The sequence below is a fragment of the Bifidobacterium longum subsp. infantis ATCC 15697 = JCM 1222 = DSM 20088 genome (genome assembly GCF_000269965.1).
In the GTDB taxonomy this organism is placed as follows: Bacteria; Actinomycetota; Actinomycetes; order Actinomycetales; family Bifidobacteriaceae; genus Bifidobacterium; species Bifidobacterium infantis.
In genome coordinates this window covers 251,574-276,241 of record NC_017219.1, presented here as the reverse complement: position 1 = coordinate 276,241, position 24,668 = coordinate 251,574, and the positions used below count along the sequence as shown (strand labels likewise).

The following is a 24,668-nucleotide window of genomic DNA, read 5'->3' as shown; positions in this document are numbered from 1 at the left end:
ACTCACCGAGAATTCACCGAGGACGTTCGGCGGCAGCCTTGCGCGCGTTGGTGGCTACTTGATCGAGCCGGGCGAGCTCCTTGGCTTGTTCGGGGGCCTGATCGGACGTATCGAACGTACCGTAACGACGAGTCACGGCGGTTTCGATAAGGAAATCGCTGATGGCGGGGTTTTTAGGCAGCAACGAGCCGTGCATGTAGGTGCCGATCACGTTGTGCACGCGCGCGCCCTCGGTATGATCTTCGCCATTGTTGCCTCGGCTGTCCTGATCGACGGTGCCGAGTGGCTGAACGCCTTCGCGCAGGAAGGTCTGGCCGGAGTGGTTCTCGTAGCCAATCACATCGCCGAACTGGTCGGAATGCTCAACAAGATTGCCGATCATACGCACGTTCTGGCCCACGGTATAAGCACCGATAACGCCGATGCCATCCAGACGGGTGCCGTCCACGGTCTCGAAATACTCGCCGAACAGCTGGTACAGGCCGCAGATCATCAGCATCGGCGTACCGTCTGCGGCAAGCGAACGCAGCAGGTCGGCGCGATGGTAGAAGTCGTCGATGATTTTCTTCTGGCCGGTGTCTTGGCCGCCGCCTCCCAGAATAAGGTCCACCTGGTCGGGCCAGTCGTCGCCTTGATTGTACTGGTGAACGACCGGTTCGTAACCGTACAGTTCCAGACGGCGGCGGATAGTCAGCACGTTGCCGGAATCGCCGTAGATGTTCATGTCTTTGGGATACAGGGACACTACATCAATTGTTCTGGCCATGTCGCGTTCTCCTTGTCGATGTCTTCCCGCTAAGGGGAAGTCTTATTCCTCACCATGTCCTCCCGCAGGCGAGAGGTGGCGCGCGGGCGCTAGAGGGTGGTTACTTGCCCACGCCAGCGTCCCGTACTTCGGTGATGCGGCCCAGTACGGCGCGGGTTTTGAGCATGGCGGTGTAGGTGCAGTAGATGTGCTTGCGTGTGCCGGGATTGGCGTTGACGAATGCGGTGACGGCCTGTTCGAGGTCGGTGTTCGTATCGGCGACTGGCACTTGGTCATACCCCAAGCGCAGTGCCATGTCCCAGGCGCGCACGCCGGAGACCATGGCGACACCGGACGCGCGCAAAGAGGTGAAGTCCACGTCCCATAGCCAGCTCATGTCGCGGCCGTCGGCATATTCGTCGTTGATGGCGATCATGGTGTCCGCGTTGGCCGGGTCGAAGCTGGCGAGCGAGAGGCGGAAGCCCATCGGGTTCTTGACCAGCAGCAGTTCGACCGGGGAACCGTTGATGTCGATGACCTCGCCACGGCCGAAAGCCGGCGTGACGCGGGAAACGGCGGCGATGAGCTCGTCGGCGGACACGGCGCAGGCGTTGGCTGCGGCGGTGGCCTTGGATGCGGCGGCATTGTCTTGCATCACCGCACGTACCACGGCGAGCGCGGCGGCCGCGTTGTACAAGTTGTAGACGCCTTCAAGTTTGACGTCGGTGGCGTAGTCCTGGCCGTCCATCTGGAAGGTGGCCTTGTGGTCGCCCACGGCGGTAAGTGTCACGTCAGCGGGGAGTTCTGCCATGCCTGCGGCAGCTTCCCTCTCCGAGGGGAGCTGTCCGCGAAGCGGACTGAGGGGAGTACTGACTGAAGGGAGCGGCCCGGCCACACCTTCCACCGACACGGTCGTGGCCATGTCGTCATCGGACGGGAAATAGTGGCGCAAATCGTCGGCGAGGCCGAAGTATCGCACTGTGGTGCCAGCCGGGGCCTTCGCGGCGAGCGCGGCGATACGCGGGTCCTCGCGGTTCAGTACCACAGTGCCGGTAGTCGCCGCAGCCACATGGCTGAGCAGTTTGGCCGTGGTGTCGATTTCACCGAATCGGTCAAGCTGATCGCGCATCACGTTCAGCAGCAACGCATAACGGGGCTTGACCTGCTTGACGAAGTGGACGGCGTACGCCTCATCGAGCTCAAGTACGGCGATGTCCGCGTCCAATTTGCCGCCGAGCGTGACCTCGGTAAGCAGTGCGGAAACCACGCCGCGCACGAAGTTCGAGCCGGTCGGATTGGTGAACACCTTCAATCCCAGATCGGAGAGCATCGAGGCGACCATGCGGGTGGTGGTGGTCTTGCCGTTCGTGCCGGACACCAATACCACGCCAAGCGGCAACTGCCCGAGCGTACGGGTCAGGAAGCCAGGGTCAATCTTTTCTACGACTTTGCCGGGCAAAGCCGAACCGCCATGTTTGGTGACGCGGGATGCAAACCGCACGAAGCGGCCTGCGGCCACGGTGGCGAACGCATACCACGGTTTGCGGGCCTGTGCCACGGACGATTGGTCTTGCGAAACATCGCGTGAAACGTTGCTTGCCATCATCACACCCCCTGATTGCTGTTGTAGTCCTGCGGCATGTCCTTGAATTTGGACGTGGCACCGAGGAAGGCGAGGTGGAAGGTTTCGGTCGGGCCGTTACGGTGCTTGGCCATGATGATATCGGCCTCGCCGGGGCGGTCTTCCTTGTCGTAGAAGTCAGGGCGGTGGACCAGGAACACCACGTCGGCGTCCTGTTCGATTGAGCCGGATTCACGCAAATCGGAGAGCTGCGGCTTCTTGTCGTTACGCATTTCCGGGCCACGGTTCAGCTGGGACAAGGCCACAACCGGCACTTCGAGTTCCTTGGCCAAGAGCTTCAGGGCACGGGAGAATTCGGATACCTCTTGCTGGCGGGATTCCACGGCCTTGCCCGAGGTCATGAGCTGCAGGTAGTCGATGACCACGAGCTTCAGATCGTTGGTCTGCTTCAGGCGACGGCATTTCGCGCGGATCTCCATGAGGCTCATGTTCGGGCTGTCGTCAATGAACAGCGGCGCGTTCTGCATCTTGGTCCAGAACTGGTTCAGGGTGTTCCAGCGTTCGGGGGTGATGTCGTCGGCGCGGCGCAGGGCGGCCATCGGAATATTGGTTTCGGCGGAAATGATGCGCTGGGCGAGTTCCACCTTGCTCATCTCCAAGCTGAAGACCACGGAAGTCATGTTGTGGTGCAACGCGGCGGCTCGGGCGAAGTCGATGCCGAGTGTGGACTTACCCATGGCCGGACGTCCTGCGACGACGACCATCTGTCCGGGCTGCAGGCCCTGGGTCACGTCGTCGATGTCGCGGAATCCGGTCGGCACGCCCTTGTTGACGAGACCCTGCTGCAGTTTGTCCAGCTGGTCGAGCGCGTCGTGGACCACCGGGCCGATGGCGGCATAGTCCTGACGCACCTTGCCCATCGACATCTCGTAGATCTCGGACTGGGCGAGGTTAACCACGTCCTCGGCCTGCGACCCCTCGGCGGAATAACCGAGCTGGGCGATTTTGGTGCCGGCGGCGATCACATTGCGCAAAATGGCCCGCTGATGGACGATTTCCGCGTAGTACATGGCATTGGCGGCGGTCGGTACGGATGCGACGAGGCTGTGCAGATAGTCCGCGCCGCCGACCTTGTCGAGGTTGCCATCCGCCAACAGCTGGTTGGCCACGAGCACCACGTCCACCGGCTGACTGGCGGAAAACAGATCGATGATCGCGTTATAGATCGTCTGATGCTTGGGCTGGTAGAAATCGGTGACGTCAATGGTCTGCGAGACCTCGCCGATGGCATCCTTACTCATCAGCATGCCGCCGAGCACGGCCATTTCCGCGTCGTCATCATGCGGGGGCACACGGTCGAAAATCGGGTCGCCGGCCGCCGCCGACGTCTGTGCGCCGCCCCGGCCCGCGCGGTCGCCACGATCGCCACGATCCAAGCCACCGCCGAACCCATTCTGATACGAGTGTTCACTTCCTTCTGCCATAGCTTTCAAGTATAGGATGTGGCGTGGCGGGTGAACGATATCGCGTGGAAACGAAACGGCTGCCCGCATCGGTTCATTTCTCATTCACCTATGAGTCAGCGCCGCGACACGCAGAAAGCAAAATGTGGATAGAAAAATAAGTTATCCACATTTTGGGGATAATTCTGGGGATAATCCACTAAGTTATCCACATACTGGGGATAACTTAGTGGATAGTCTGGGGATAACATTCCGCGTCCACAACAGGTGCTTGCGCAATGTAGTCAGGCGTGATATGCGTGTGAGCGTGCATATAGACTCTTCCGACGCCAAAGCCACCAGTTCCGGCGATACCACACGCCGCGATGGCTTCGGAACCCCGCATGCCGGCGCAAACACAAACACCAGCAACGGCCCGACCGACGCCCGCTCCACCAACCGCCGGATCGTGGCGCTGGCCCTGCCGACCTTCGGCCAGCTCATCGCCGAACCGACCTTCGTCCTTATCGACACAGCCATCGTCGGCCATATCGGGGATGCGGCGTTGGCCGGCCTGTCAATCGGCTCCACCATCATCCTCACGGCAGTCGGACTATGCATATTCCTGGCCTACTCGACCACTGCGCAGGTGGCGCACCTGCTGGGAGCTGGTCGTCGTCGCGAGGGACTGCAGGCAGGCATTGACGGCCTGTGGCTGGCCTTGAGTATCGGCACCGTGCTGGGATTGGGATTGTTCGCGGCTGCCGAGCCATTATGCCGGGCACTGGGCGGTCAGGGCGAAGTATTGGAACAAGCCGTGACCTATACGCGCGCAATCGTGCTGGGCGCGCCAGGCATGCTGATGGTATATGCGGCGAACGGCATTTTCCGAGGTTTGCAGAAGGTTCGTATCACGCTGATCGCTGCGGTGGGCGGCGCGGTGGTGAACACGGTGCTTGATGTGTTGTTCGTTATTGTGCTGAATTGGGGCATTGCCGGCTCCGGAGTGGCGACGCTGGTGGCTCAGTGGTTCATGGGGCTGTTCCTGGTAATCCCCGCCATTCTGTGGTCCCGGGCGGATGGTGCGAGTCTGCGGCCTCGTTTGGCCGGTATTGCGGCAGCCGGGGGCGACGGACTGCCATTGTTCATTCGCACATTGGCGATTCGTGCGGCCATGGTGACTACGGTCGCCTGTGCCGCGCGCATGGGTACTGCCGTGTTGGCCGGGTTTCAGGCTGTGAACTCCTCTTGGAATTTTGCGATGAACATGCTGGATTCCGTGGGCATCGCCGGCCAGACGCTGGTGGCCACAACGCTGGGCGCTGGCAGCGTGCAGCAGGCGCGGCGGCTGACGCGGGCGACCGGGCGTGCGGGACTGGTCACCGGCGCGGTAATCGGCACGGCTTTTGCGGTAGTCGGCCTGTTCGCCGGGCACTTCTTCTCCCCTACGCCACATATTCAGACGCTGATTGCCATCGGCATGGTGACGATGGGCATCTTCTTCCCGCTGCAAGGCTGGATGATGGCAATCGACGGCATTCTTATCGGCGCGCGCGACTACCGCTATCTGGCCGTCACATGCACGCTGACCGCCGTGGTGTATGTGACGCTCATACTCATACTGGCCAATATGGTGACGCCGGCGCTGACGAGCGACCTGATGCGTACCGCCGTACTCTGGGCCGCGTTCAACGTGGTGCTCATGGGCGGGCGCGGCCTGTCCAACGGGCTGCGCATGCGTTCGGACGCATGGATGAAGTAGGTATCGGCCGCGCAAAGCGCTGGGCGATTCCGTTTACATCGCGGCGCGGGCGGCGGAATACATGCCGCGCACGATTTGTTCGCGCCACTTGGACCAGCCGTATTGCTTGGTGATGGTCTCACCGGCGGTGGCACCGAGCGAGGAGCCGTCGGCCCGGGTCAGGTCGAACAGCATATCCAACAGCATCTTGTCGTGGTGCAAACGGTCGGCCAACTCCTCCGCCACGGCCGGATCATAAGGGTCCTTACCCGTGGCAAATTCGGATAGCGTCAAATGCTCACGCACCAGCACGGTGGCCCAGTCGACGATGTCCGGCGCGTAGCCCATACGCTTGAGAATCACCGGCACATGGCGGGCACCCTCGGCGGCGTGATCGGCCACGAACGCGCGCTTGCCGATGTCATGGGTAATACCGGCCAACAGCAACGCCTTGAAATGATCGTCATCGTACCGTCCACCGGACGGTGTCTCGCGCCCCAGACGCGACGTGACCTCCACCATATGCCGATCGATGGTGTATCGGTGGGCGGCCGAGGCGGACGGACGGTTGCGGACGCCGAGCCATTCCGGCATCCATCGACCCGGAATGTCCACGAAGTCGATGCTCTCCCACACTTCCATAAGATTCGGCCCGCATGCAAGCAGACGAATAAACAGCTCGCGCGATTCGTCATCCCACTGGTTGTCGTGAATCGGGCAACGCTTCAGATTAACCAAGGTAGACGGGTTGATGGGCAAACCGAATTCGCCGGCCGCCACGGCCATACGCGATGCCAGCTTGGCATCCTTGGCAGGCTCGGCACCGGGCGCCAACACCAATTCGCCTTCGTGCTTGGCCACGCCGGGAGCCACCACGTCGAATTGCGGGGCTTCGCGCTTGCCGCCAGAACGCTGAGAGAACATCTGGAAGAACGCGAATCGCGGCTTTTCGTGGGTCAGCGAATGTTCGGCGCGGGATGCGGTGGAATCAAGCGAGAAGGAGATGCGCCGGCCGATACGGGCAAGCAGTGTCTGCAAATCGTCGATCGAGTAGGCGGCACGCTCGTTTTCGGGCCAAGTCGGATCGGCGAGGCCAAGCATGACAGCTACTTTGGCCTGATAGGGCGTCAGCATCAGGTTGGTGTCCTTGCCGGCCACCAGATGGATGCAGTCGCGTACGTCGAGCAGACGTTCCACGGCTTCGTCGTAGATGCCGTGCGGGCGGTCGGCCAGCCATGAGGCGGCGAGCGCGGAGACGAGCACCGCATCGCGCAAACCCCCACGGGCCTCCTTGATGTCGGGCTGATTGACGTATTGGAGCCGGCCGAATTCGTCGAGTCGGGCTTTGGCGGAGTCGAGCAGTTCGGGCAGGCGCTTGCGGGCGGCCTTGCGCCAGCGTTCGAGGATGGATGTGGCGGTGGTGGTGATCAGAGCGGTGTCGCCGGCGATGGGCTTCACGTCCAGCCAGCCCATGGCGGCGGGAAGGTCATGGTCGGTGACTTCCTCGCATTGGGCGCGCGTGCGGATGGAGTGGTCGAGGTCCAGACCGCTGTCCCATAGCGGGTACCAGAGTTTGTTGGCCAACTCGTTGAGCTGCTGGTCGTTCAACGTGCGAGGCTCGTAGATGATGACCAGGTCGAGGTCGGAGCTGGGGCCCAGTTGGCCACGTGCCAGCGAGCCTACCGCGGCGAAGCCGATGCCGGAGTCGGGCACAGGGAAAGAGACATCCTTGCAGGCCGCATTCCACAGCTCCGTGAGGCATTGCATGGCCAGTTCCGTGCGAGCTTTGCGCTTGGTCGCACCATTCCGGTAGACGCCGTCGTCATCCGGCTGGCTCATATCCATGAATCGTTGTTTCAAGCCATCGACTGCTGAAGTCATTGCTTCATCTTTCATTGCCAAAAAGGTCCCCGCACGGCGTCAATTCGCGGCGAGCGGGGACCTTTCCTATGCAGTCCATCCCCTTCTAGGCATGGACGTCTGTGTTATCAGATCGCGGCGGAACCGGTCTCACCGGTACGCACGCGGGCCACGGAGTCCAGCGGAGCGACCCACACCTTGCCGTCACCGATGGTGCCGGTGCCGGCGGACTTGATGATCACACCGACCAGCGTCTCGGCATCCGCGTCATCGGACAGCACTTCAACGCGAATCTTCGGAATCAGGTCCACGGTGTACTCAGCGCCACGGTAGACCTCGGTGTGGCCGCGCTGGCGGCCGTAGCCGTTGGCCTCGGACACGGTCAGACCGTGCACGCCGGCGGCCGCGAGGGCCTCCTTGACATCGTCGAGCTTATGAGGCTGAATGATAGCGGTGATCAGCTTCATTTCACTTCACCTCCTTGAGGACGGAGCTGGCAGTACCAGCAAAATCGTAAGCACGTTCGCCCTGGTCGGCAAGGTCGATGCCGCCGACTTCCTGGGCCTCGGTGACGCGCCAACCAATGGTCTTCTCCAGAGCGAAGGCGATGATCGCGGTGATCACCGCGGAGTAGAGGATGGCGACGAGAGCGATGACCAGCTGGACAACGAGCTGACGCCAGTCGCCACCAGCCAGCAGACCGGCGCCTTCGCCGAAGAAGCCAACGAGAATGGTGCCGGTGAAACCACCCACGCCATGTACGCCGACGACGTCGAGGGAGTCATCGTAACCGAACTTGAACTTGAGACCGCAAGCCAGGCAGGTCAGAACACCCGCGATGGCACCCATCACGATGGCCCACAGCGGGGAAACCACATCGGCGGCCGGGGTGATGGCGACCAGGCCGGCGACCATACCCGAAGCGGCACCCATTGCGGTGTAGTGGCCGGAGCGAATCTTCTCGGTGAAGCCCCACGAAAGCATTGCGGCGGCGGTAGCGGCGGAAGTGGAAACCCAAGCATAACCAGCGGTACCGTTGGCGGCGAAGGCGGAACCAGCGTTGAAGCCGAACCAGCCGAACCACAGCAGGAAGGCGCCGAGCATCACGAACGGCACGTTGTGCGGGCGGAACGGCTGAGTGCCGAAGCCCTTACGCTTGCCGATGATGAGCACGATAATCAGGGCGGCGACTGCGGCGTTGATGTGCACCACGGTACCACCTGCGAAATCGTGGGCGGCCGCGCCGATGGCCTTGGAGATGGCGCCGTCAGCAGACAGCAGACCACCGTTCCAGACCATGTGGGCCATAGGAGCGTAGTCGAAGGTAACCCACAGCGCCACGAAGATCATCCAGGTGCTGTACTTCACACGCTCGGCGATGGCGCCACAGATCAGGCCTACGGTAATCATCGCGAAGGCGACCTGGAAGGCGACGTCCACAGAAACCGGGTAGTTGTTGCCGTTCAGACCGGTGGCGGTGAACACGCCGTCCTGCGCGACCATGGAGTCCTTCAGCAGGAAGCCGCTGGCCGGGTCGCCGAAGATGCCTCCGATGTCGGAACCGGCGTATGCGATGGACCAACCCCACAAAGTCCAGATAATCATAGTGACCGACAGCGCGGCCGCCTCAAGCATCAGCATGTTCAGTACGGCCTTGGCGCGAACCATACCACCGTAGAAGAACGCCACACCAGGCGTCATGAGGAAAACCAAGGACGCGGATGTCAGAATCCATGCGGTGTTACCGGAATCAATCGCTCCCATGTCTACCTCCCTCTCTTTCGTTCATGGCACCGGGGGCTTTGTGCGGCCGGCGTCTTATTTGTCTCTACAATACCGTCCCCCTTATGGGGGCTAACAGTTTGTCAGTTAAAACCGGTCTCGTTTTGGTTTCGTTACGCCAAGTTACGCGATTGTTAAGCGTGGCTGGAAGCGTACGTGCGACCGCTCGAGGAAATTTTGGCGCGATTCCAACGGATATGACGAAGCCCCGACCATGTTTCGAGCATGATTCGGGGCTTGGTTTATAGGTAAGTCGTGCGTTTTGCGCTCTCACAACGTGGACGTTGGCTTACGCGAGAATGCCGTCCACGAAACCTTCGGGATCGAACGGTGCCAAATCGTCCGGACCTTCGCCAAGACCGACGAGCTTGACCGGCACGCCGAGCTCCTTCTGCACGCTGATCACGATGCCGCCCTTGGCGGAACCGTCAAGCTTGGAGAGCACCACACCGGTAATGCCGATGGCTTCGGCGAACACCTTGGCCTGGGCCATGCCGTTTTGGCCGGTGGTGGCGTCGAGCACGAGCAGCACCTCGTCCACCGGCAGGTTCTTTTCGGTGACGCGGCGGATCTTGCCGAGCTCGTCCATCAGGTTCGACTTGTTCTGCAGTCGGCCGGCGGTGTCGATGATGAGCACGTCCGCGTTCGCTTCCTTGGCCTTGGCGGATGCCTCGAAGGCGACGGATGCCGGGTCGGCACCGTCCTTGTCGGAGCGGACGACGGGCACGTTGACGCGTGCGCCCCAGGTTTCGAGCTGGTCGGCGGCGGCAGCGCGGAAGGTGTCGGCCGCGCCCATCATGACCTGCTTGCCTTCGGAAACAAGCAGGCGGGAAAGCTTGCCCGCGGTGGTGGTTTTGCCGGTGCCGTTCACACCGACCATGATGACAACGCTCGGCTTGTTCGCGCCGTCCTTGTCGGCGTTGAGCCGGCGGTCGATGTCAGTACCGACGAGCTTGAGCAGTTTGTCTTTCAGCGCCGCGCGCACTTCGGCCGGATCGGACTGGCCTGCGATTCGGGCGTCGTTGCGTAGTTCCTCGACGAGCTGTTCGCTGGCTTCCGCGCCAACATCGGCGAGCAGAAGGGTGTCTTCGACGTCTTCCCAATCGGCTTCGGAGAGCTGATCCTTCGCAAGAATGTTGAACAGGGCCTTGCCGAACGGATTGCCGGATTTCGACAGCCGCGCCTTAAGACGCTGCATGCGTGTGCCGGCGGATTCGGGGGTGTCATGAACCGGTTCGGGCTTGGCTTCGGTGGCTGGTGCAGGAGCCGCCGTTTCGGAAGAGGAAGCTTGAGCTGAGGACTTCTGCTGACTTTCAGCCGGAGCTTTTTCAGCTGCATCAACATTGGAATCAACGGACGGCTTCACCGTGGAAGAATCAGATGCGGCCGACTCCGCTTCCGCAGCAAGACGGGCGTCGGCCTTGGCTTTCGCGGCTTCGGTGGACTTGGCCACGGCAGCCTTGCGGCTCTTGCCGAACCACCATCCGCCGATCACCAGAATTGCCGCGATGACGGCGACGGCGACAATCGCAATAATCACATTCGTATCCATGGCTCCAGCCTAAGAAGCGCAACGGACACACCGGCTCCGCCCCGCGGACGCACCACGAATGTCCGATTCGCCAGGGGGATAAGGTGCTCTGCCATGCAAGGCATCGATAATGCGATCTTGACTTCGATACATCTGGTGACGTTTTTATAGATCATGAAGAGTGATTCTTTTGTCTTCCGCTGTCTGCTTTGAAGGACCGCTTCCTTTCTTTAGGGAATTTGCGTAGCGAATCAGACTCCTCGCGATGAGGAAGACCAGAACGAATACGGCGATTACGCCTAGGATCTTAATCAATGATACGATCAATACTGCGATCCATGTCCAGCTCATGATTCATCCTTTCTCTTTCTGTACTCGTCTATGAGTATTCGAGCCGTGTCGACGTCGTATCTATCGTCAATGGCGAGACTCTTCACCAAGAGGATGAATGGATCCTCCGTCTCGTTGTCGTTCAACCGTATTTTTTCGATAAGCCTGTCAAGCCGGATCCTCATGGTCGGGTAGGAGACTTGATACAGCTGGGACATTTGCTTCAGAGATCCTGACGATAGCACGAAGTTCTTGATGAAGGCCAAATCCTCCTCCGCAAGGTTGGCCAACCATTCTGGTAGACGGTCCACATCACCCCCTTTAATAAAATTTATTATTTATTGAATATATTAAAGCTGCAATGAAGCATTGTCAATATGACACACATGCCCGATTCACCAGAATCGGACGATACGTGGAGGCGGACGGTCAAGGAGCTATCCACGGGGCGTGAAAAACTGGACAGCATGGCCAATACATCCAGAATGACGTCGTATCAGCGGCGCGAGCAGCTCATCGAAATCGGTCGTTCGCTGTTCGCGTCGAAGGGTTTTGAAGCAGTGAGCGTGGAGGAGATCGCCGCCACCGCAAAAGTGTCGAAACCCATCGTCTACGAGCATTTCGGAGGCAAGGAGGGCCTGTACGCCGTGGTGGTGGACCGCGAAATGCGCGCGTTGACCGGCACGCTCACCAGCGCGTTGGATGATCCGACCGTGCACCCACGCCAGATCGTGGAACGCACCGCACTCGCACTGCTCACCTATATCGAAGAGGACGCCGAGGGATTCCAGGTACTGGCGCGCGACTCGCCCAGCACCGAACCGTCCGGCTCGTTCAGCTCACTGCTGGGAGACATCGCCGTGCGCGTCGAAGACATCCTTTCCGAAACGTTCAAACGGCAGAAACTCTCCACCAAAGGCGTGCCGTACTATGCGCAGATGCTGGTGGGCATGACCGTGTTCACCGGCCAATACTGGGCGGACCGCCCGAAGGTGAACAAGGAGCAGTTGGCCGCATATATCGTGGATCTGGCATGGCATGGGCTGAGCCGGCTCGACTCCAAACCCCAACTGCTCTTCGAAGGTGACAAGGCACGCAAGGAGGCCAGGCGCCGGGCCAAACACCTGGCCGATTCCGACGGCGCCGACCAGGGCCGGTCGAATGAAGTCCGGACGGATCCCGGTCAGGGTACCGGCGAGGATCCGGAATCTCGGGGCACGGGTTCGGCGGCGCAGACCGCACACCGCCCCGCCGGGCCGGGAGACGAAGTGCTACGGTTTGAACAGGAAACTGAACGCAACGACTGAATATGTGAGGACGAAAGACTTTCATGGCCCGCACGGCAAAGACGCTCACCTTTGTGATCCCCGCATACAATATGGAATCCTATCTCGATCGCTGCGTAAGCTCGCTGCTTTCGGCGACGAACACCGACGACATCGAAGTGCTGGTCGTCGACGACGGATCGAAAGACGGCACGCTGGAAATGGCACAGAAATTCGAGGCCCGCTATCCAGGCATCGTGCGCGCCATCCACCAGGAGAACAAGGGCCACGGCGGCGCGGTCAACACCGGCATCGCGGCGGCGAACGGCATGTATGTGAAGGTTGTGGACGCGGATGATTGGGTGGACCCCGAATCGCTCGAACAGGTCATGGCCGTGCTGCGCGAAGAGGCCGATTCCACCGAGCCGATCGACATGCTCGTCACCAATTATGTGTATGACAAGGTTGGCAAACGCAACAAGCATGTGGTGAACTTCCGCCATGCCATGAAGGCCGGCGCGCGCCTGACCTGGAACGATCTTGGGCATTTCGGCTTGGCTGAATACATTCTCATGCACGCGCTGACGTACCGCACCGCCGTGGTGCGAGAGTCCGGCATGCAGCTGCCGGAGCACACGTTCTACGTGGACTTCATTTACGCGTACCAGCCGTTCCCGTGGGTGAAGACCATGAAGTATTTGGATACGCCGTTCTACCACTATTTCATCGGGCGCGACGGGCAAAGCGTGCAGACCGATGTGATGATCCGCCGCGTCGACCAGCTACGCCTCGTCAACCAGTGCATGGTGCGTGCCACCCCGGAACGCGACACGGTGCCGGACGGCCTGTACCGTTATATGATCCACTTCCTGGCGATTGAAAGTTCCGTGGCAAGTGTGTTCATGATTTTGTCTCGCGATCCGGAAAATTATGAGAAGAAAAAGGATATGTGGGACGACATCAAGGCGCACTCCCCCACTATTTACAAGGATGTGCGCAAGAAAGCCATGTCTCGCGCGCTGAACTTGCGCGGGTCGATCGGTCGTTTCGTGATTCGCAAGGGATATTTCGTGGCGGAACACGTCGTCGGGTTCAACTGATCGCGATTTCCGACGATTTGATGGTCAATCGACGGTCTGAATGGCACTATCTGCCTTATATATGGCAGAACTGACGTACGGGGGTGAGGATGCAGTCGTGAGGCTGTTGGAAGCAGCACTGACGCTTCCAACAGCCTACGTTCATGCGGAACCTCCCCGAGCGCGGAAACCTGGCTCATTGGGACGGGTTTTGCCGGATTTCGGGGCTTTATGCTCAGTTCCAGCGGTCGGACATGGCGAAACTGTTGTGCATGAGGTTGCTGGACGTGTAGAGCACGTCGTTGAGCAGTTTCGTAACGTGAGTGCGCAAGTATTCCGCCATTTCCTCGTTGGACTGCTGCAGTCTGGCGATGGTTGCAATACTGGCGTTTTCCGTAATCTCCGCGGCTCCTGCACTCTCTTGCGATTCAGACGCGCTCGTTTGCGCGGTCATCTCACGCAATTCGGCATCGGTACGTTCCACCAGACGATGGCCGTACGCGCGGGCCGATTCCGCAAATCCTTCGATCGCATTGCTGGTTTCGTAGAAATGCGCGTCGGCGAGCGCGGCGATCAGACGGTTCGCCCAGTACAGGTTGCCGGTCGAGACTTCCGGCGTGGTGTCGCGCAGGTAGGCGGGCGTATCGTTGACGTTCGCGTAGAACGGCGCCGCGGCGGTGAACGGGCCGGAACCGAACGACACCCACATCACCGTGCGGTTGACGGCCGGCGCATACGGGCGCACCTGAATCGCCACCATATGCCCGGTGCGGTTGATGCCGATCGGACGGTAACGATGACGGCTTTCCGCCGTGCCTGCCGTGCCGTACGGATCATATGGCGTGCCTTCGAAATGCGAGGACAGCAGGAAATCGACGTCTTCGAGGCTTATCTTGGCTTCCGGCACGCGGCACCAGGGAATGTCGTCGGACTCCGGCGTGTGGCGGGCGGCCGGCGAATCCCAATCCTCGCTGGGGTTGAGGTGGCGCTGCATGTACCAGGCGCGGGGCGTGTTGTAGATGTGATCCTTCGGCGTCGCCGTGCCGAACGCCTTGCGCGGGTTGAAATGGCCCGGCGCGGCGTCCATGGTGCGGTCGAGATGATGCGCGGCCATGAACTCGCGCAGATCGGCGCTGCACAGATATTCGCGCCGTTCGCCGAACGCGTCGGCGAGATCGAAATCGTCGATGCCGAGCTGGTTGGGGATCGTGGCGTAGCAGTCGTCGGGAACCCGGCGGGCGATCCAATGATGCCCGCCGATGGTCTCGACGTACCAGATTTCGTCCACGTCGGAGATGATCACGCCGTTCGACTCGTACGTGCCGTAGGTTTCGAGCAGTTCGCCCAGGCGGATGACGCCCTCGCGCGCGGTGGCGACGTATGGCAGCACGAGGGTGATGATGTCTTCCTCGCCGATGCCGCCCGGCCGTTCGTCGCGATGGTCGACGTCGCCGGGCTCGCCGTGGGCCGGCTTGAGCTCGACCATCGGATCCGCGCCGAGCACGCGCTCGTTGACGGCGATGGTTTCGGTCGCGCTCATCGCCACGTTGTGTTCGTTGGCGCCGGCTTCGGCCAGAATGCCGCGATTGTTCAGAACGTTGGGGGCGATGGTGTACCGGCAAGGATCGTCCGGCAGGTCGATTTCGACATGGCTCAGCACGCTGCGGTAGTGGCGCGGCTGATCGGCGGGGGCGACTGCGATGAATCGTTTGGGATCGTAACGACCGGAACCGGAATCATCGTCGCGGGCGATGATGGTGGAGCCGTCGTAGCTTGCGTTTTTGCCGACAAGGATCGTGGTGCATGACATGGAACACCATGGTAGGAGCCGGACTGGTCGGCAGGCGACGCGGCCGACGCGCCCCGCTCTCATGACGATGCCCTTGGAGCTTGGTCTGCCGGCTCCCATTGGCCGCCGACCAAGAAGTTCATGAACGAAATCGACCACTTGAGGAGGCGGCAATGAGCGATTTGAACGAACGCGACAAGGCGCTGCTGGCGAAGTTCGGCATGACCGAGGAGCAGGTGGAGCGTGACGAGAAGATGGCCGAGTCGGAGACCGAGCCCGACGGGCTGACCGGGCGCGTCCACTATGGGCTGCATCTTGACCAGACGGACGAGGAGATGATCAGCGTCAGCATCCGCGTGCCCAAGTCCACGCTCGACGAGCTGACCGAAACGGCCAGGCGCTACCACATCAGCCGCAGCGAATACATGCGCCGCAAGCTCGCCGCACCCGTGGGCTGAATCGGGAGACAGGCAACGAACGGCGGCAAGTAACGCAAGAGCCGGCCCCCAAGATACTCGGGGCGTCCGGTCTCGTCACCGTCCGCCGGTCGTGCGTCGGCGCTTGTCCGTCGTCGCGGGTCCCGGCACCGTATCGTTCATGACGTGGACCGTCGTAGCGGCCATAGGCTCTGCACGGACCATATGCCGTCGTCCGCGCCCGCCGCCAGTTGTCCCCCGCGGGCCTCGATGATCCTCCGGTACCGGCGCAGCCCGTCGCCGTTGGAAAGCAGCCCGTCATCGTCCGGGCCCGCAGTCCGTACGAGGTTGCTTTCATCGATATGCAATCCGTCCGCGTGCACGCCCACGCTCATCACATAGCCGGCGTCCGGGTCGGCGTATTTGCCGATGTTGCCGAAAAGCTCCGTTAGGAAGGAGACCGCGTCTCGCATCGTCTCCTCGTCGAGTAGCAGGTCGACGGACGGGTCGACGAAGACGTCCCCTCTGATTCCTGCCATGCGCAGTCGTCTCGCATGCGTCTCGGCAAGTGAGGTGAACGATTCGCTGTGTCCGGGGCTGCCCGATGGAGCGTCCTCCCGGGTCCTGACCAGTGTGATGGCCGCGCGCGAGTCACGCAGCGCTTCTTGCAGAATCCGCCGCATCTCGTCGTCGGGCAATCCGTCCCCGCCTGACAGCCCGGACGCCGCCCGGTCTTCCAAGGCGTTAATCAGGAAGGACAGCGAATTGCAGACGCGGTCATGCAGTCTGTCGATGACCGCCTGGTCGCGTTCCCGCATCCGTTCCCGTTCCCGTTCCCGCATCCGTATGTATTGCGCGTTGGCCAGCGCCCCGAGGAACGCCGCCAAGAAGAACACGAGACACAGAACGGCCGCTCCGGGCATACCCGGCCAGGGTTCGATGCGCAGCGCGAAGCTGAGCATGCGGGACAGCACGCACACGCTCGCCGCGAGCAGGCCCCGTCCGAGCCCGCATCCGCCGAGGACCGCCACGGCGAAGGGCGCGGAGACCGGGAACGTCGTGGGCATGCTCGTCAGCGTGCTGACCGTCCAAATGCCGACCACCATCCAGGAACCGGAATCCGGCCACAGCGCGGCGGCGCACAGTGCCAGCGTCTCGTATGCGATGAACGCCGCGTGCCAGACCAGGAAACGGTCATCGCACGCTATCGACGTCTCCGCGTATACGGTCACGAACATCAACACCATGTACAGCGCCGTCAGGCCGACGCGCACGGGATCGATCGTCCCTCCGCGACTCCCTGCGGACGTGGGTTCGGACCGGAGGGAGCGAGTCGTCTGCCTCACTTGAACAGATCGTACCGGCCGCATTTCTCCATCGCCTCCTCCCGATTCTCCGCATGCAGCTTGCGCAGCGCGCGGTGGCTGTACGTCATCACGGTGTTGCGGCTCAGGTCCAGACGTTCCGCGATGTCGTCCGCCTTCATGCCCTTTGCGAAGAACCTCATGACGGCCCTCTCTCTTTCCGACAGACGCGGAACGACCCTCGGACCGCCTTCATTCCGTCCTGGACCCGCCGCGGCGGACACGTCGGGGCATCCGCACACGCCCCTACCGGCGGCCGCCTTCTGAACGGCCTCCATCAAACCGTGCATGGCCTCGTCTTTGCCCAGCACGGCCTGCGCTCCGACGGAAACGGCGTCCGCCACGTATTCTTTAGGGTCGTAGGCCGTCACCAACACGACCCCGATGCGGGACCCCGCCTTCCGGATCGTGGCGCAGACATCCATCCCCGTCATCCCGGACAGTGCGATGTCGCAGACCAGCACCTGGGGAAGCTCACGGGCATGGAGGCAACGCTGGATGGCCTCAGGAGCGGACGAGCACCACCACATCACACGGAAATGACGGGGATCGTGGGACAGGACGGCCGCAAGGGCGCGGGCCGCGAATGGGTCGTTGTCGAGGACCACCACGGCGGCCGGCCCGTCGGCATGCTCGGATGAAGGCATTCCACATCTCCTCTCGATTCGCGGGATGCGCCGGGATCACGACAGCGTCTCGAGGCTGTCCATACGCGACAGTCCGGGCATGCCACCGATCGCAGGCGTCGAGCATGCCATCATGCTCACCACGAACATTATCGCCAGCGGGAGCAGCAGGGCGCCCCGGTATCCCACAATATGCAGCAGAGTACCGGCAGCGACTGAGGACACGCTCTGCGCGACGGACATGAACAGCACGTTGACTGCTCCGACACGCCCTCGCAGGCTGATCGGAATCAGTAGCATGAGGTAGGTCTCAATCATGGAATTGAGCGGGATGAGGGGCACCGAGGCGCAAAAACCCAGCAGCGCAAGTATCCATGGTGACGCGGTGAGCGACATCAGCGAGAAGCTGGTGACGAATGCAAGCGACGTCAATACGAACACCGTCCGTCCGGCGAGCTCGCGGACGAGCCTCATGCCGATGACGCCGCCTAGAAGCATGCCGACTCCCTGGAACGTCTGTATCACGCCCAGCATCAGAGACGTCGTGCCGAGCGACTGCTGGTACAGGACCACGACCGTCCCGCACATGCTTAGTACCATAACCTGGACGACGATCAGCAGCAGTATGAGACGGGCCCGCCCGTTGCGCGCGTACCAGCGCGCCCCCTCGAGACCGTCCCGGAGGACGGCCGGCCCACCGTCCTCTCCATGGTTCCGAGGGTGGGGACGCAGGTCGCAGCGCAATGCCATGCCGAATACGGATTGCAGGGCGCGAGACGCGCAGGCCACGGCGAGGGGAAGCGCGGCGCTCACGCCGTACAGCAGACCGGCCAACGGTGAAGCGGCGAGTTGCAATACCGCATCGCGCGACTGGTTCGCCGCGGTCGCGTCGGCCAGCTGGTTTTTCTCCACGACCTGCGGGAGTGCGACGTTGGTCGTGTTGGAGAACAACCCCGACAGCGCGCCGTTGGCCGTCACGAACACGAAAAGCAGGGGAGCTGACATGCGTCCCGCCAACAGCGTCAGTGCCAGCGCGGCGTCAAGCGCGGCGGCGAATGCCCCGGATAGAATGATCAGGCGCCTACGGTCGTGATAGTCGGAGATGATGCCGCCGGGGATGACCATGAATGCCGTCACCAGCGAATTGAGCGTGCCTGCCAGGCCGCTCAGCACATAATTATGGGTGACCGTGTAGCCGAGAAGTGTGAATGCGAAGCCGCCGACCACGACGCCGATTTGCGACGAGGTGTCGCACAGGAACCAATACCGGTATTCCCGTTGACGCATCAGGGGTGTCTCACCGCATTCGTCCATGCTCATCGGACACCTTCTTCTCTGCTCCAAGACATGACCTCAACCGTATTCCCAGTGATGAAAGACATTTCATCTGTCTTCGTTGAATTCCTTCTGTCAGCAGTGTTGCCGGCAGAAGGAATTGTGAACTGTCTGCTACGACGAAATCCACCGGCTGTAACTCGCCGTTGTCACTTATATGGTTTTGGCGCTGTCCGTTAACCCGTCATTCATCTCGTTGATGAATTACGTGCGAATCCAAACATATTGTTGAAAGAATCCCTTGTTCGGTGGCAGAAATGTCGTTCCGGACGTCATGACTTGCAATGTCGATTTGTCCAAACCGGTATGGCGAGGACGGGATCAAGGAATGAAGTCATCGAATCGTTCCGGCTGTGTGAAGGCCTGATCAACTCATTCGAGTCTGATGTCCGCTCAGAAGGCCTGGTTATCTTCTTCCGAAGAGCTCGTCGTGGCCGCCCGTGCGCATGAACACGGCAATTCCGTCGTCGCGCATCCAGATCGCGAGCCAGTCACCGGCGTTGCCGATGTGGCATTCCATAACGCCCGCCAGGTCGCCGGTCAGCATATGAGCCCGATGCCGACGCCGCAGCATTTCCCTTGCGGTGCACGTATCCGCGAGCACCAGGTGTATGACCTCCTTGAGGTCCGCGAGATCCGCGTGGCGTCGAACGCGACAGGGAACTGCTGGCGAAGTTCGGCATGACCGAGGAGCAGGTGGAGCGTGACGAGAGGATGGCCGAGTCGGAGACCGAGCCCGACGGCCTGACCGGGCGCGTCCACTATGGGCTGCATCTTGACCAGCCGGACGAGGAGATGATCAGCGTCAGCATCCGCGTGCCCAAGTCGACGAGCTGACCGAAACGGCCAGATGCTACCACATCAGCCGCAGCGAATACATGCGCCGCAAGCTCGCCGCGCCCGTGGGCTGAATCGGGAGACAGGCAACGAACGGCGGCAAGTAACGCAAGAGCCGGCCCCCAAGATACTCGGGGCGTCCGGCTCTCACTTCCATTTCCCCAGCGGGGTTGGCTTGGTTACAGTGTAACGCCTTTCAAAGACGTTCACCCGGCGCTGATAACGATGGCGCGCACGGAGGCAAGGAATCCATCATATTGGTGCTCGCCGGCCCGCCAGTCGCCGTAGGAGCCGAGCAGCTGGTCGGGCAGCCACAGCCTGGCGTCGGCGGCACCTGCCACGAGATCGACCCGGATGGAGTCGATGAAGCGCCGGCTTCTCAACGCGTCGATGAAACGGATGTCCCTGGCGTCCTGGGCCTTGTCGCGCCGCTCCAGCACGAGGCGATCAACCGAATACTCGCGTTCCAGCACCGGCAGCAGGGTTTCCAGGCACTTCCTTCTCGCACGTTCGGCAGTGTTCCAATCGCCTAGGGGAATCGCCGCGACGATGACGTGAGTGAGCCCGAGGCCGGAGATGGCGTCGATGGCTTTGAATCGCAGCTTGGGCTGCATGTCCCGCCAATGGAGCTTGCTTGCGTCTCTGGGTTTGACGGTATTGAGCCGGGAGCGGGTGAAATCCTCGTCGAGGTCGCAGACGCACGCCCCCATGAGATACATGGACTCGGGCACGTTCGACTTGCGAACGCTCTCGTCGCCCCATGCCGTGGCCATCGAACCATCCCTCCGATTATGTAATCCGCCAAGGGTTTCGATACTAGCGGTTAGACAGGTTTTTGCCTGACGGCTACAGCCCAACGGAGGGCATAGGTAGTGCGGTCATTGTGTCTAATTGCGTCTGGAAACCATATCGCCGGGTAAAACAAAACCCTTGGAACTCAGTGTTTCCAAGGGTTTTCGGTGCCCCCCGTGGGATTCGAACCCACAACCCACGACTTAAAAGGACGCTGCTCTAACCGTTGAGCTAGAGGGGCAACTCTACTAGGATACACGCGCTCATCCGACAAACCAAATCGGCGATTTGCCGCGACGACCGTCGGCCCGTCCGCGCGTATGGCCCATATCACGCCCACATCGCACGCGCCCTCTGGCCATGCACGGCCATGAACGACTACCCTTGGCCATATGAGTGAATCCCCCAACTGGAGCAATCCACTGCGCGACTCGCGCGATCTCAGACTGCCCCGCATCGCCGGCCCGTGCAGCCTTGTCATTTTCGGCGTCACGGGTGACTTGGCGCAGAAGAAACTGCTGCCGGCCGTCTACGACCTGGCGAACCGTGGCCTGCTGCCGCCGAGCTTCGGTCTGACCGGCTTCGCCCGCCGAGACTGGACACAGGAACGGTTCATCGAATTCGTCAAGGCCGCTATCCAGGCGCATTGCCGTACGCCGTTCAAGGAGTCGACTTGGCGCAATCTGGCCGCCGGAATCCGCTTCGTTCAGGGTACGTTCGACGATCAGGAGGCGTTCGAGCGTCTGAGCGCCACCGTGCAGGAGCTTGACCGCGATCGTGGCACGCAGGGTAACCATGCCTTCTACATGTCGGTGCCGCCGCGGGCTTTCCCGCAGGTTGCCAAGCAGCTGGCCGCCTCCGGCCTGTCGCGCTCGTCCGAGGGAGCGTGGCGCCGCGTGATCATCGAGAAGCCGTTCGGCCATGATCTGGCCAGCGCCAAGGAACTCGACAGCGTGGTGTCCGAGGTGTTCGACCCGAGTTCCGTGTTCCGCATCGACCACTACCTCGGCAAGGAGACCGTGCAGAACCTGCTGGCCCTGCGCTTCGCCAACGCCATGTACGAGCCGATCTGGAACGCCAACTACGTGGATCATGTGCAGATCACGATGGCCGAGGACATCGGCATCGGAGGACGCGCCGGATATTATGACGGCATCGGCGCGGCGCGCGACGTGATCCAGAACCACCTGCTGCAGCTCATGGCCCTGACCGCCATGGAGGAGCCGGTGAGCTTCACCGCCAAGGATCTGACCGCCGAGAAGACCAAGGTGCTTTCCGCCGTGCGTCTACCCAAGGATCTTGCCGCCAACACCGCGCGCGGCCAGTACGCCAAGGGCTGGCAGGGCTCGCACGAAGTGGTCGGCTACTTGGAAGAAAAAGGCATCGACCCCAAGAGCACCACTGAAACGTACGCCGCCATCCGCCTTGACATCGACACCCGCCGCTGGGCCGGCGTGCCGTTCTACCTGCGTTGCGGCAAGCGTCTGGGTAAGCGTGTCACCGAGATCGCCGTGATGTTCAAACGCGCCCCGCACCTGCCGTTCGAACAGACCGCCGTGCGCGAACTCGGCAAGAACGCCATCGTGATTCGCGTTCAGCCCGACGAGGGCGTCACCATGCGTTTCGGCGCCAAGGTGCCGGGCGGCTCCACCATGGAGGTCCGAGACGTGAACATGGACTTCAGCTATGGTCGCTCCTTCACCGAGAACTCGCCGGAAGCCTACGAACGACTGATTCTGGACGTGCTGCTCGGCGACCCGCCGCTGTTCCCCACCACCGAAGAGGTGAACCTCAGCTGGGAGATTCTCGACCCGATTGAACGATTCTGGTCCACGCTCGGCCAGCCGCAAGCCTATCGCTCCGGCACATGGGGCCCAACCCAAGCCGACGACATGCTGGCACGCGACGGACGCCATTGGAGGATGCCATGATCATCGACATGCCGAATACCCGCACCCGCGAAATCGCGCACAAGATCGAACAACTGCATGAGGAGCGCGGCGAATCGGCGACCGGCCGCGTACTGACGCTGCTGATCGCCACCGAGGACGCCGATCTGGAGCATGCGCTGGAGATCGCGAATTCGGCCAGCCGCGAGCATCCGTGCCGCGTGATCGCCGTGGTGCCGGACACCGATCCCGTCGCCCGGTCCGCCGATGGCGAGCTGGACGCGGCCGAAGCGGCCGCCGAGGTGAGCGCGGATCGCGACAATCCGGACGTCGACCTGACCGATGGGCCGAACGCCCCGAGCGGCTCCAACCTGAACGCCCAGGTGCGGTTCGGCGCGGACGCCGGCGCGGGAGAGATCATCATCCTGCGCCCGCGCGGCGGCCTGATCAACCATCCGGATACGCTGGTCATCCCGCTGCTCGTGCCGGACGCGCCCGTAGTGGCGTGGTGGCCGACCACGCCGCCGTCGAACCCAGCCAAGGATCTGATGGGGGCGATGGCCCGAAGCCGCATCACCGATGCGTTGCATTCCAACAACCCTGAGGCCACGATCGAACGTCTGCGCCGCAATTGGACGCCGGAAGACATCGACTTGTCGTGGACCAGACTGACCGTCTGGCGCGCGATGCTTGCCTCGATGCTCGACCAGCCACCGCACCTGCCCATCACCGCCGTGAAGGTGACCGGCAAGGCCGACTTCCTGCCGCTGGAACTGCTGTGCGCATGGCTGCACCTCAAGCTCGGAGTGCCAGTCGAAACCGAATTCGTACCCGATGCCGAGGCTGTGACCGGCGTGTACCTGACCCGTGAGGACGGTGTGATCTCGCTGGAACGCCCGTATGAGGACCAAGCGCTGATCTCGATGCCCGGCCAGACTCCGCAAGAAGTGTCCGTGCCGATGCGCACCATCGAGGACTGTCTGACCGAGGAACTGCGCCGCATCGATCCCGATGAGATCTACGCCGAGGTCATCAACGAAGGCTGGGATCTGATTCGTCACTGAAGTCGGTAGAACCGTTGCCACAGCGGCGTTGGCATGAGTTCGGCAATTGTGGTCGAGCCATGCCAACGCCGTTGCTCATCGTTTCCTACCTCATGCGATGCCGAAGCTCATGACCGCGGAGTAATAAAGTGACATATGCGATGTCGCACAATGTACATTGTGTTGTCAACTGACAACACATTTCATTGCTGCAAATGGCTGGATTCCCGGCATGCCACCCGTATTATGCGTTGTCAACTGACAACACAATCCACATTGCAAAGTACGACACATACCCCATATAAGGACCATACATGGCAACTCGAAAACTCATTGTGTATCCGAATAAAGATCTGATGATTCAGGCTGGCGCGCAACGTTTTGTCTTGGCGCTACTCGATTTGCTCGCCGAGCGACTGCCGGATGGCACGCACCGCACGCGCGTGGATGTGGCGCTGTCTGGCGGTTCGGCCGCGCAGCCGTTGGGCTTGGTACTGAGCGATCCGCTGGCTGATGCGATTGATTGGTCGCGCGTGCATTTCTGGTGGAGCGACGAACGTTTTGTGCCGGCTTACGACACCGATCGCAATGCTTTGGAGGCCCGTCGCCTGCTGCTTGACCAGCTCGTGGCCAACGGCAAGCTGCCGGAATCAAATATCCATGAGATGGCGGCCGACGTTCGTTCCGCCGACGAGATCGCCGATGTTATGTCCGATGCCGACAGCGCCGACGATTCCGTTCGCGCCGCCGCCGATGCCGCGAATGATGCATTGCTGGACGCCGCCGCCCGCGATTATGGGGCCGAACTCATCCGTGAGCTTGGTCCGGAACCGGTAATCGATCTGATGATTCTCGGCATGGGACCGGACGGTCACTATGCGTCGCTGTTCCCTGGTCATGATGAGGTCAAGGTTACCGATAGGCTCACCGTGGGTGTGAACCACTCCCCCAAGATGCCGCCGCTGCGTGTTTCATTGACCGCGCCGCTCATCGCACGTTCACGCCATACGTGGTTCTTCGCCGCCGGTGCCGGCAAAGCCGAATCGCTGGCCCATGTCTTCGAGCAGCCCAACAACCCGGATTACCCGTCCTCCTACGCCAACGGAGTGGACGAGTTCACCTGGTTCTCCACCGAAGAAACCGTCACCGCATTGTGAGTGAATTAAGCCCCCTCTGATGAGGGGGCTTAATTCGTCTATGGCTACGCCTCGATCTCAGGC

Annotated in this window: 22 protein-coding genes and 1 tRNA gene; 8 read left to right on the top strand and 15 right to left on the bottom strand. The window is 61.5% G+C overall.

The genetic code is table 11. The features are described 5' to 3' along the window. Nucleotides 1-13 precede the first annotated feature (13 nt). The 3 genes from BLIJ_RS01210 to dnaB form a co-directional block, all read right to left on the bottom strand. Entirely contained in the window at nucleotides 14-766 is a 753-nt protein-coding gene (locus tag BLIJ_RS01210) for a type 1 glutamine amidotransferase (protein WP_012576677.1), read from the bottom strand. Between the two features lie 100 nt (nucleotides 767-866). Continuing rightward, entirely contained in the window at nucleotides 867-2,351 is a 1,485-nt protein-coding gene (locus BLIJ_RS01205; protein WP_041981596.1) for a Mur ligase family protein, read from the bottom strand. Then, entirely contained in the window at nucleotides 2,351-3,811 is a 1,461-nt protein-coding gene (dnaB, locus tag BLIJ_RS01200; protein ID WP_012576675.1) for a replicative DNA helicase, read from the bottom strand. Before dnaB ends, BLIJ_RS01205 begins: the two co-directional genes overlap by 1 nt. Before the next feature lie 274 nt (nucleotides 3,812-4,085). On the opposite strand from dnaB, the gene BLIJ_RS01195 reads away from it, so the two are divergent. Further along, nucleotides 4,086-5,531, top strand: a complete 1,446-nt coding sequence (locus BLIJ_RS01195; RefSeq protein WP_012576674.1) for an MATE family efflux transporter — start codon at nucleotides 4,086-4,088, stop codon at nucleotides 5,529-5,531. A 33-nt stretch (nucleotides 5,532-5,564) separates the two neighbouring features. On the opposite strand, the gene BLIJ_RS01190 is transcribed toward BLIJ_RS01195, so the two are convergent. From BLIJ_RS01190 to BLIJ_RS01165, 5 genes are all read right to left on the bottom strand, one after another. Beyond that, a complete protein-coding gene (locus tag BLIJ_RS01190; protein ID WP_041981593.1) occupies nucleotides 5,565-7,391 on the bottom strand; it encodes a [protein-PII] uridylyltransferase family protein in 1,827 nt (608 codons plus the stop codon). Nucleotides 7,392-7,498: 107 nt separating this feature from the next. Beyond that, complete coding sequence (locus tag BLIJ_RS01185) at nucleotides 7,499-7,837, bottom strand: P-II family nitrogen regulator (protein ID WP_007051565.1); 339 nt, start codon at nucleotides 7,835-7,837, stop codon at nucleotides 7,499-7,501. A gap of 1 nt (nucleotide 7,838) precedes the next feature. After that, a complete protein-coding gene (locus BLIJ_RS01180) occupies nucleotides 7,839-9,134 on the bottom strand; it encodes an ammonium transporter (protein ID WP_012576672.1) in 1,296 nt (431 codons plus the stop codon). A 307-nt stretch (nucleotides 9,135-9,441) separates the two neighbouring features. Then, on the bottom strand, nucleotides 9,442-10,704 hold the full coding sequence (gene ftsY / locus BLIJ_RS01175; protein ID WP_012576671.1) for a signal recognition particle-docking protein FtsY: 1,263 nt from the start codon (nucleotides 10,702-10,704) through the stop codon (nucleotides 9,442-9,444). 326 nt (nucleotides 10,705-11,030) lie between these two features. Beyond that, nucleotides 11,031-11,324, bottom strand: coding sequence for a DUF2089 family protein (locus BLIJ_RS01165; protein WP_012576670.1), 294 nt, complete (start codon nucleotides 11,322-11,324; stop codon nucleotides 11,031-11,033). Between the two features lie 174 nt (nucleotides 11,325-11,498). On the opposite strand from BLIJ_RS01165, the gene BLIJ_RS01160 reads away from it, so the two are divergent. After that, the gene (locus BLIJ_RS01160; RefSeq protein ID WP_070104403.1) at nucleotides 11,499-12,320 is read left to right on the top strand and encodes a TetR/AcrR family transcriptional regulator; all 822 of its coding nucleotides are present in this window, start codon (nucleotides 11,499-11,501) and stop codon (nucleotides 12,318-12,320) included. Between the two features lie 23 nt (nucleotides 12,321-12,343). After that, the gene (locus tag BLIJ_RS01155) at nucleotides 12,344-13,378 is read left to right on the top strand and encodes a glycosyltransferase family 2 protein (protein WP_012576668.1); all 1,035 of its coding nucleotides are present in this window, start codon (nucleotides 12,344-12,346) and stop codon (nucleotides 13,376-13,378) included. Between the two features lie 214 nt (nucleotides 13,379-13,592). On the opposite strand, the gene BLIJ_RS01150 is transcribed toward BLIJ_RS01155, so the two are convergent. Further along, complete coding sequence (locus BLIJ_RS01150) at nucleotides 13,593-15,167, bottom strand: C69 family dipeptidase (RefSeq protein ID WP_014484522.1); 1,575 nt, start codon at nucleotides 15,165-15,167, stop codon at nucleotides 13,593-13,595. Between the two features lie 152 nt (nucleotides 15,168-15,319). Between BLIJ_RS01150 and BLIJ_RS01145 the strand changes: the two genes are divergently transcribed. Then, nucleotides 15,320-15,604 (top strand): ribbon-helix-helix protein, CopG family, encoded by a 285-nt coding sequence (locus BLIJ_RS01145; RefSeq protein ID WP_012576666.1) that lies wholly within the window; start codon nucleotides 15,320-15,322, stop codon nucleotides 15,602-15,604. Nucleotides 15,605-15,741: 137 nt separating this feature from the next. Here the strand turns inward: BLIJ_RS01145 and BLIJ_RS01140 are convergent, their stop codons facing one another. From BLIJ_RS01140 to BLIJ_RS01125, 4 genes are all read right to left on the bottom strand, one after another. After that, complete coding sequence (locus BLIJ_RS01140) at nucleotides 15,742-16,809, bottom strand: sensor histidine kinase (protein WP_126386276.1); 1,068 nt, start codon at nucleotides 16,807-16,809, stop codon at nucleotides 15,742-15,744. Nucleotides 16,810-16,904: 95 nt separating this feature from the next. Then, the gene (locus BLIJ_RS01135; protein ID WP_012576664.1) at nucleotides 16,905-17,573 is read right to left on the bottom strand and encodes a response regulator; all 669 of its coding nucleotides are present in this window, start codon (nucleotides 17,571-17,573) and stop codon (nucleotides 16,905-16,907) included. 36 nt (nucleotides 17,574-17,609) lie between these two features. After that, nucleotides 17,610-18,872: an MFS transporter gene (locus BLIJ_RS01130; protein ID WP_012576663.1), complete on the bottom strand. Its 1,263-nt coding sequence runs from the start codon at nucleotides 18,870-18,872 to the stop codon at nucleotides 17,610-17,612. A gap of 421 nt (nucleotides 18,873-19,293) precedes the next feature. Continuing rightward, nucleotides 19,294-19,491 carry a type II toxin-antitoxin system RelE/ParE family toxin gene (locus BLIJ_RS01125; protein ID WP_041981589.1) on the bottom strand — a complete coding sequence of 66 codons (198 nt, stop codon included), beginning with the start codon at nucleotides 19,489-19,491 and terminating at the stop codon, nucleotides 19,294-19,296. 77 nt (nucleotides 19,492-19,568) lie between these two features. On the opposite strand from BLIJ_RS01125, the gene BLIJ_RS01120 reads away from it, so the two are divergent. Beyond that, on the top strand, nucleotides 19,569-19,724 hold the full coding sequence (locus tag BLIJ_RS01120; protein ID WP_012576661.1) for a hypothetical protein: 156 nt from the start codon (nucleotides 19,569-19,571) through the stop codon (nucleotides 19,722-19,724). Between the two features lie 206 nt (nucleotides 19,725-19,930). On the opposite strand, the gene BLIJ_RS01115 is transcribed toward BLIJ_RS01120, so the two are convergent. Next, on the bottom strand, nucleotides 19,931-20,497 hold the full coding sequence (locus BLIJ_RS01115; protein ID WP_012576660.1) for a hypothetical protein: 567 nt from the start codon (nucleotides 20,495-20,497) through the stop codon (nucleotides 19,931-19,933). A gap of 187 nt (nucleotides 20,498-20,684) precedes the next feature. Continuing rightward, nucleotides 20,685-20,757 (bottom strand) — tRNA-Lys (locus BLIJ_RS01110). A 151-nt stretch (nucleotides 20,758-20,908) separates the two neighbouring features. On the opposite strand from BLIJ_RS01110, the gene zwf reads away from it, so the two are divergent. From zwf to pgl, 3 genes are all read left to right on the top strand, one after another. Then, nucleotides 20,909-22,447: a glucose-6-phosphate dehydrogenase gene (zwf, locus tag BLIJ_RS01105; RefSeq protein ID WP_012576659.1), complete on the top strand. Its 1,539-nt coding sequence runs from the start codon at nucleotides 20,909-20,911 to the stop codon at nucleotides 22,445-22,447. Beyond that, on the top strand, nucleotides 22,444-23,469 hold the full coding sequence (locus BLIJ_RS01100; RefSeq protein WP_012576658.1) for a glucose-6-phosphate dehydrogenase assembly protein OpcA: 1,026 nt from the start codon (nucleotides 22,444-22,446) through the stop codon (nucleotides 23,467-23,469). Before zwf ends, BLIJ_RS01100 begins: the two co-directional genes overlap by 4 nt. Before the next feature lie 293 nt (nucleotides 23,470-23,762). After that, a complete protein-coding gene (pgl, locus tag BLIJ_RS01095) occupies nucleotides 23,763-24,605 on the top strand; it encodes a 6-phosphogluconolactonase (protein ID WP_012576657.1) in 843 nt (280 codons plus the stop codon). Nucleotides 24,606-24,668: the final 63 nt, after the last annotated feature.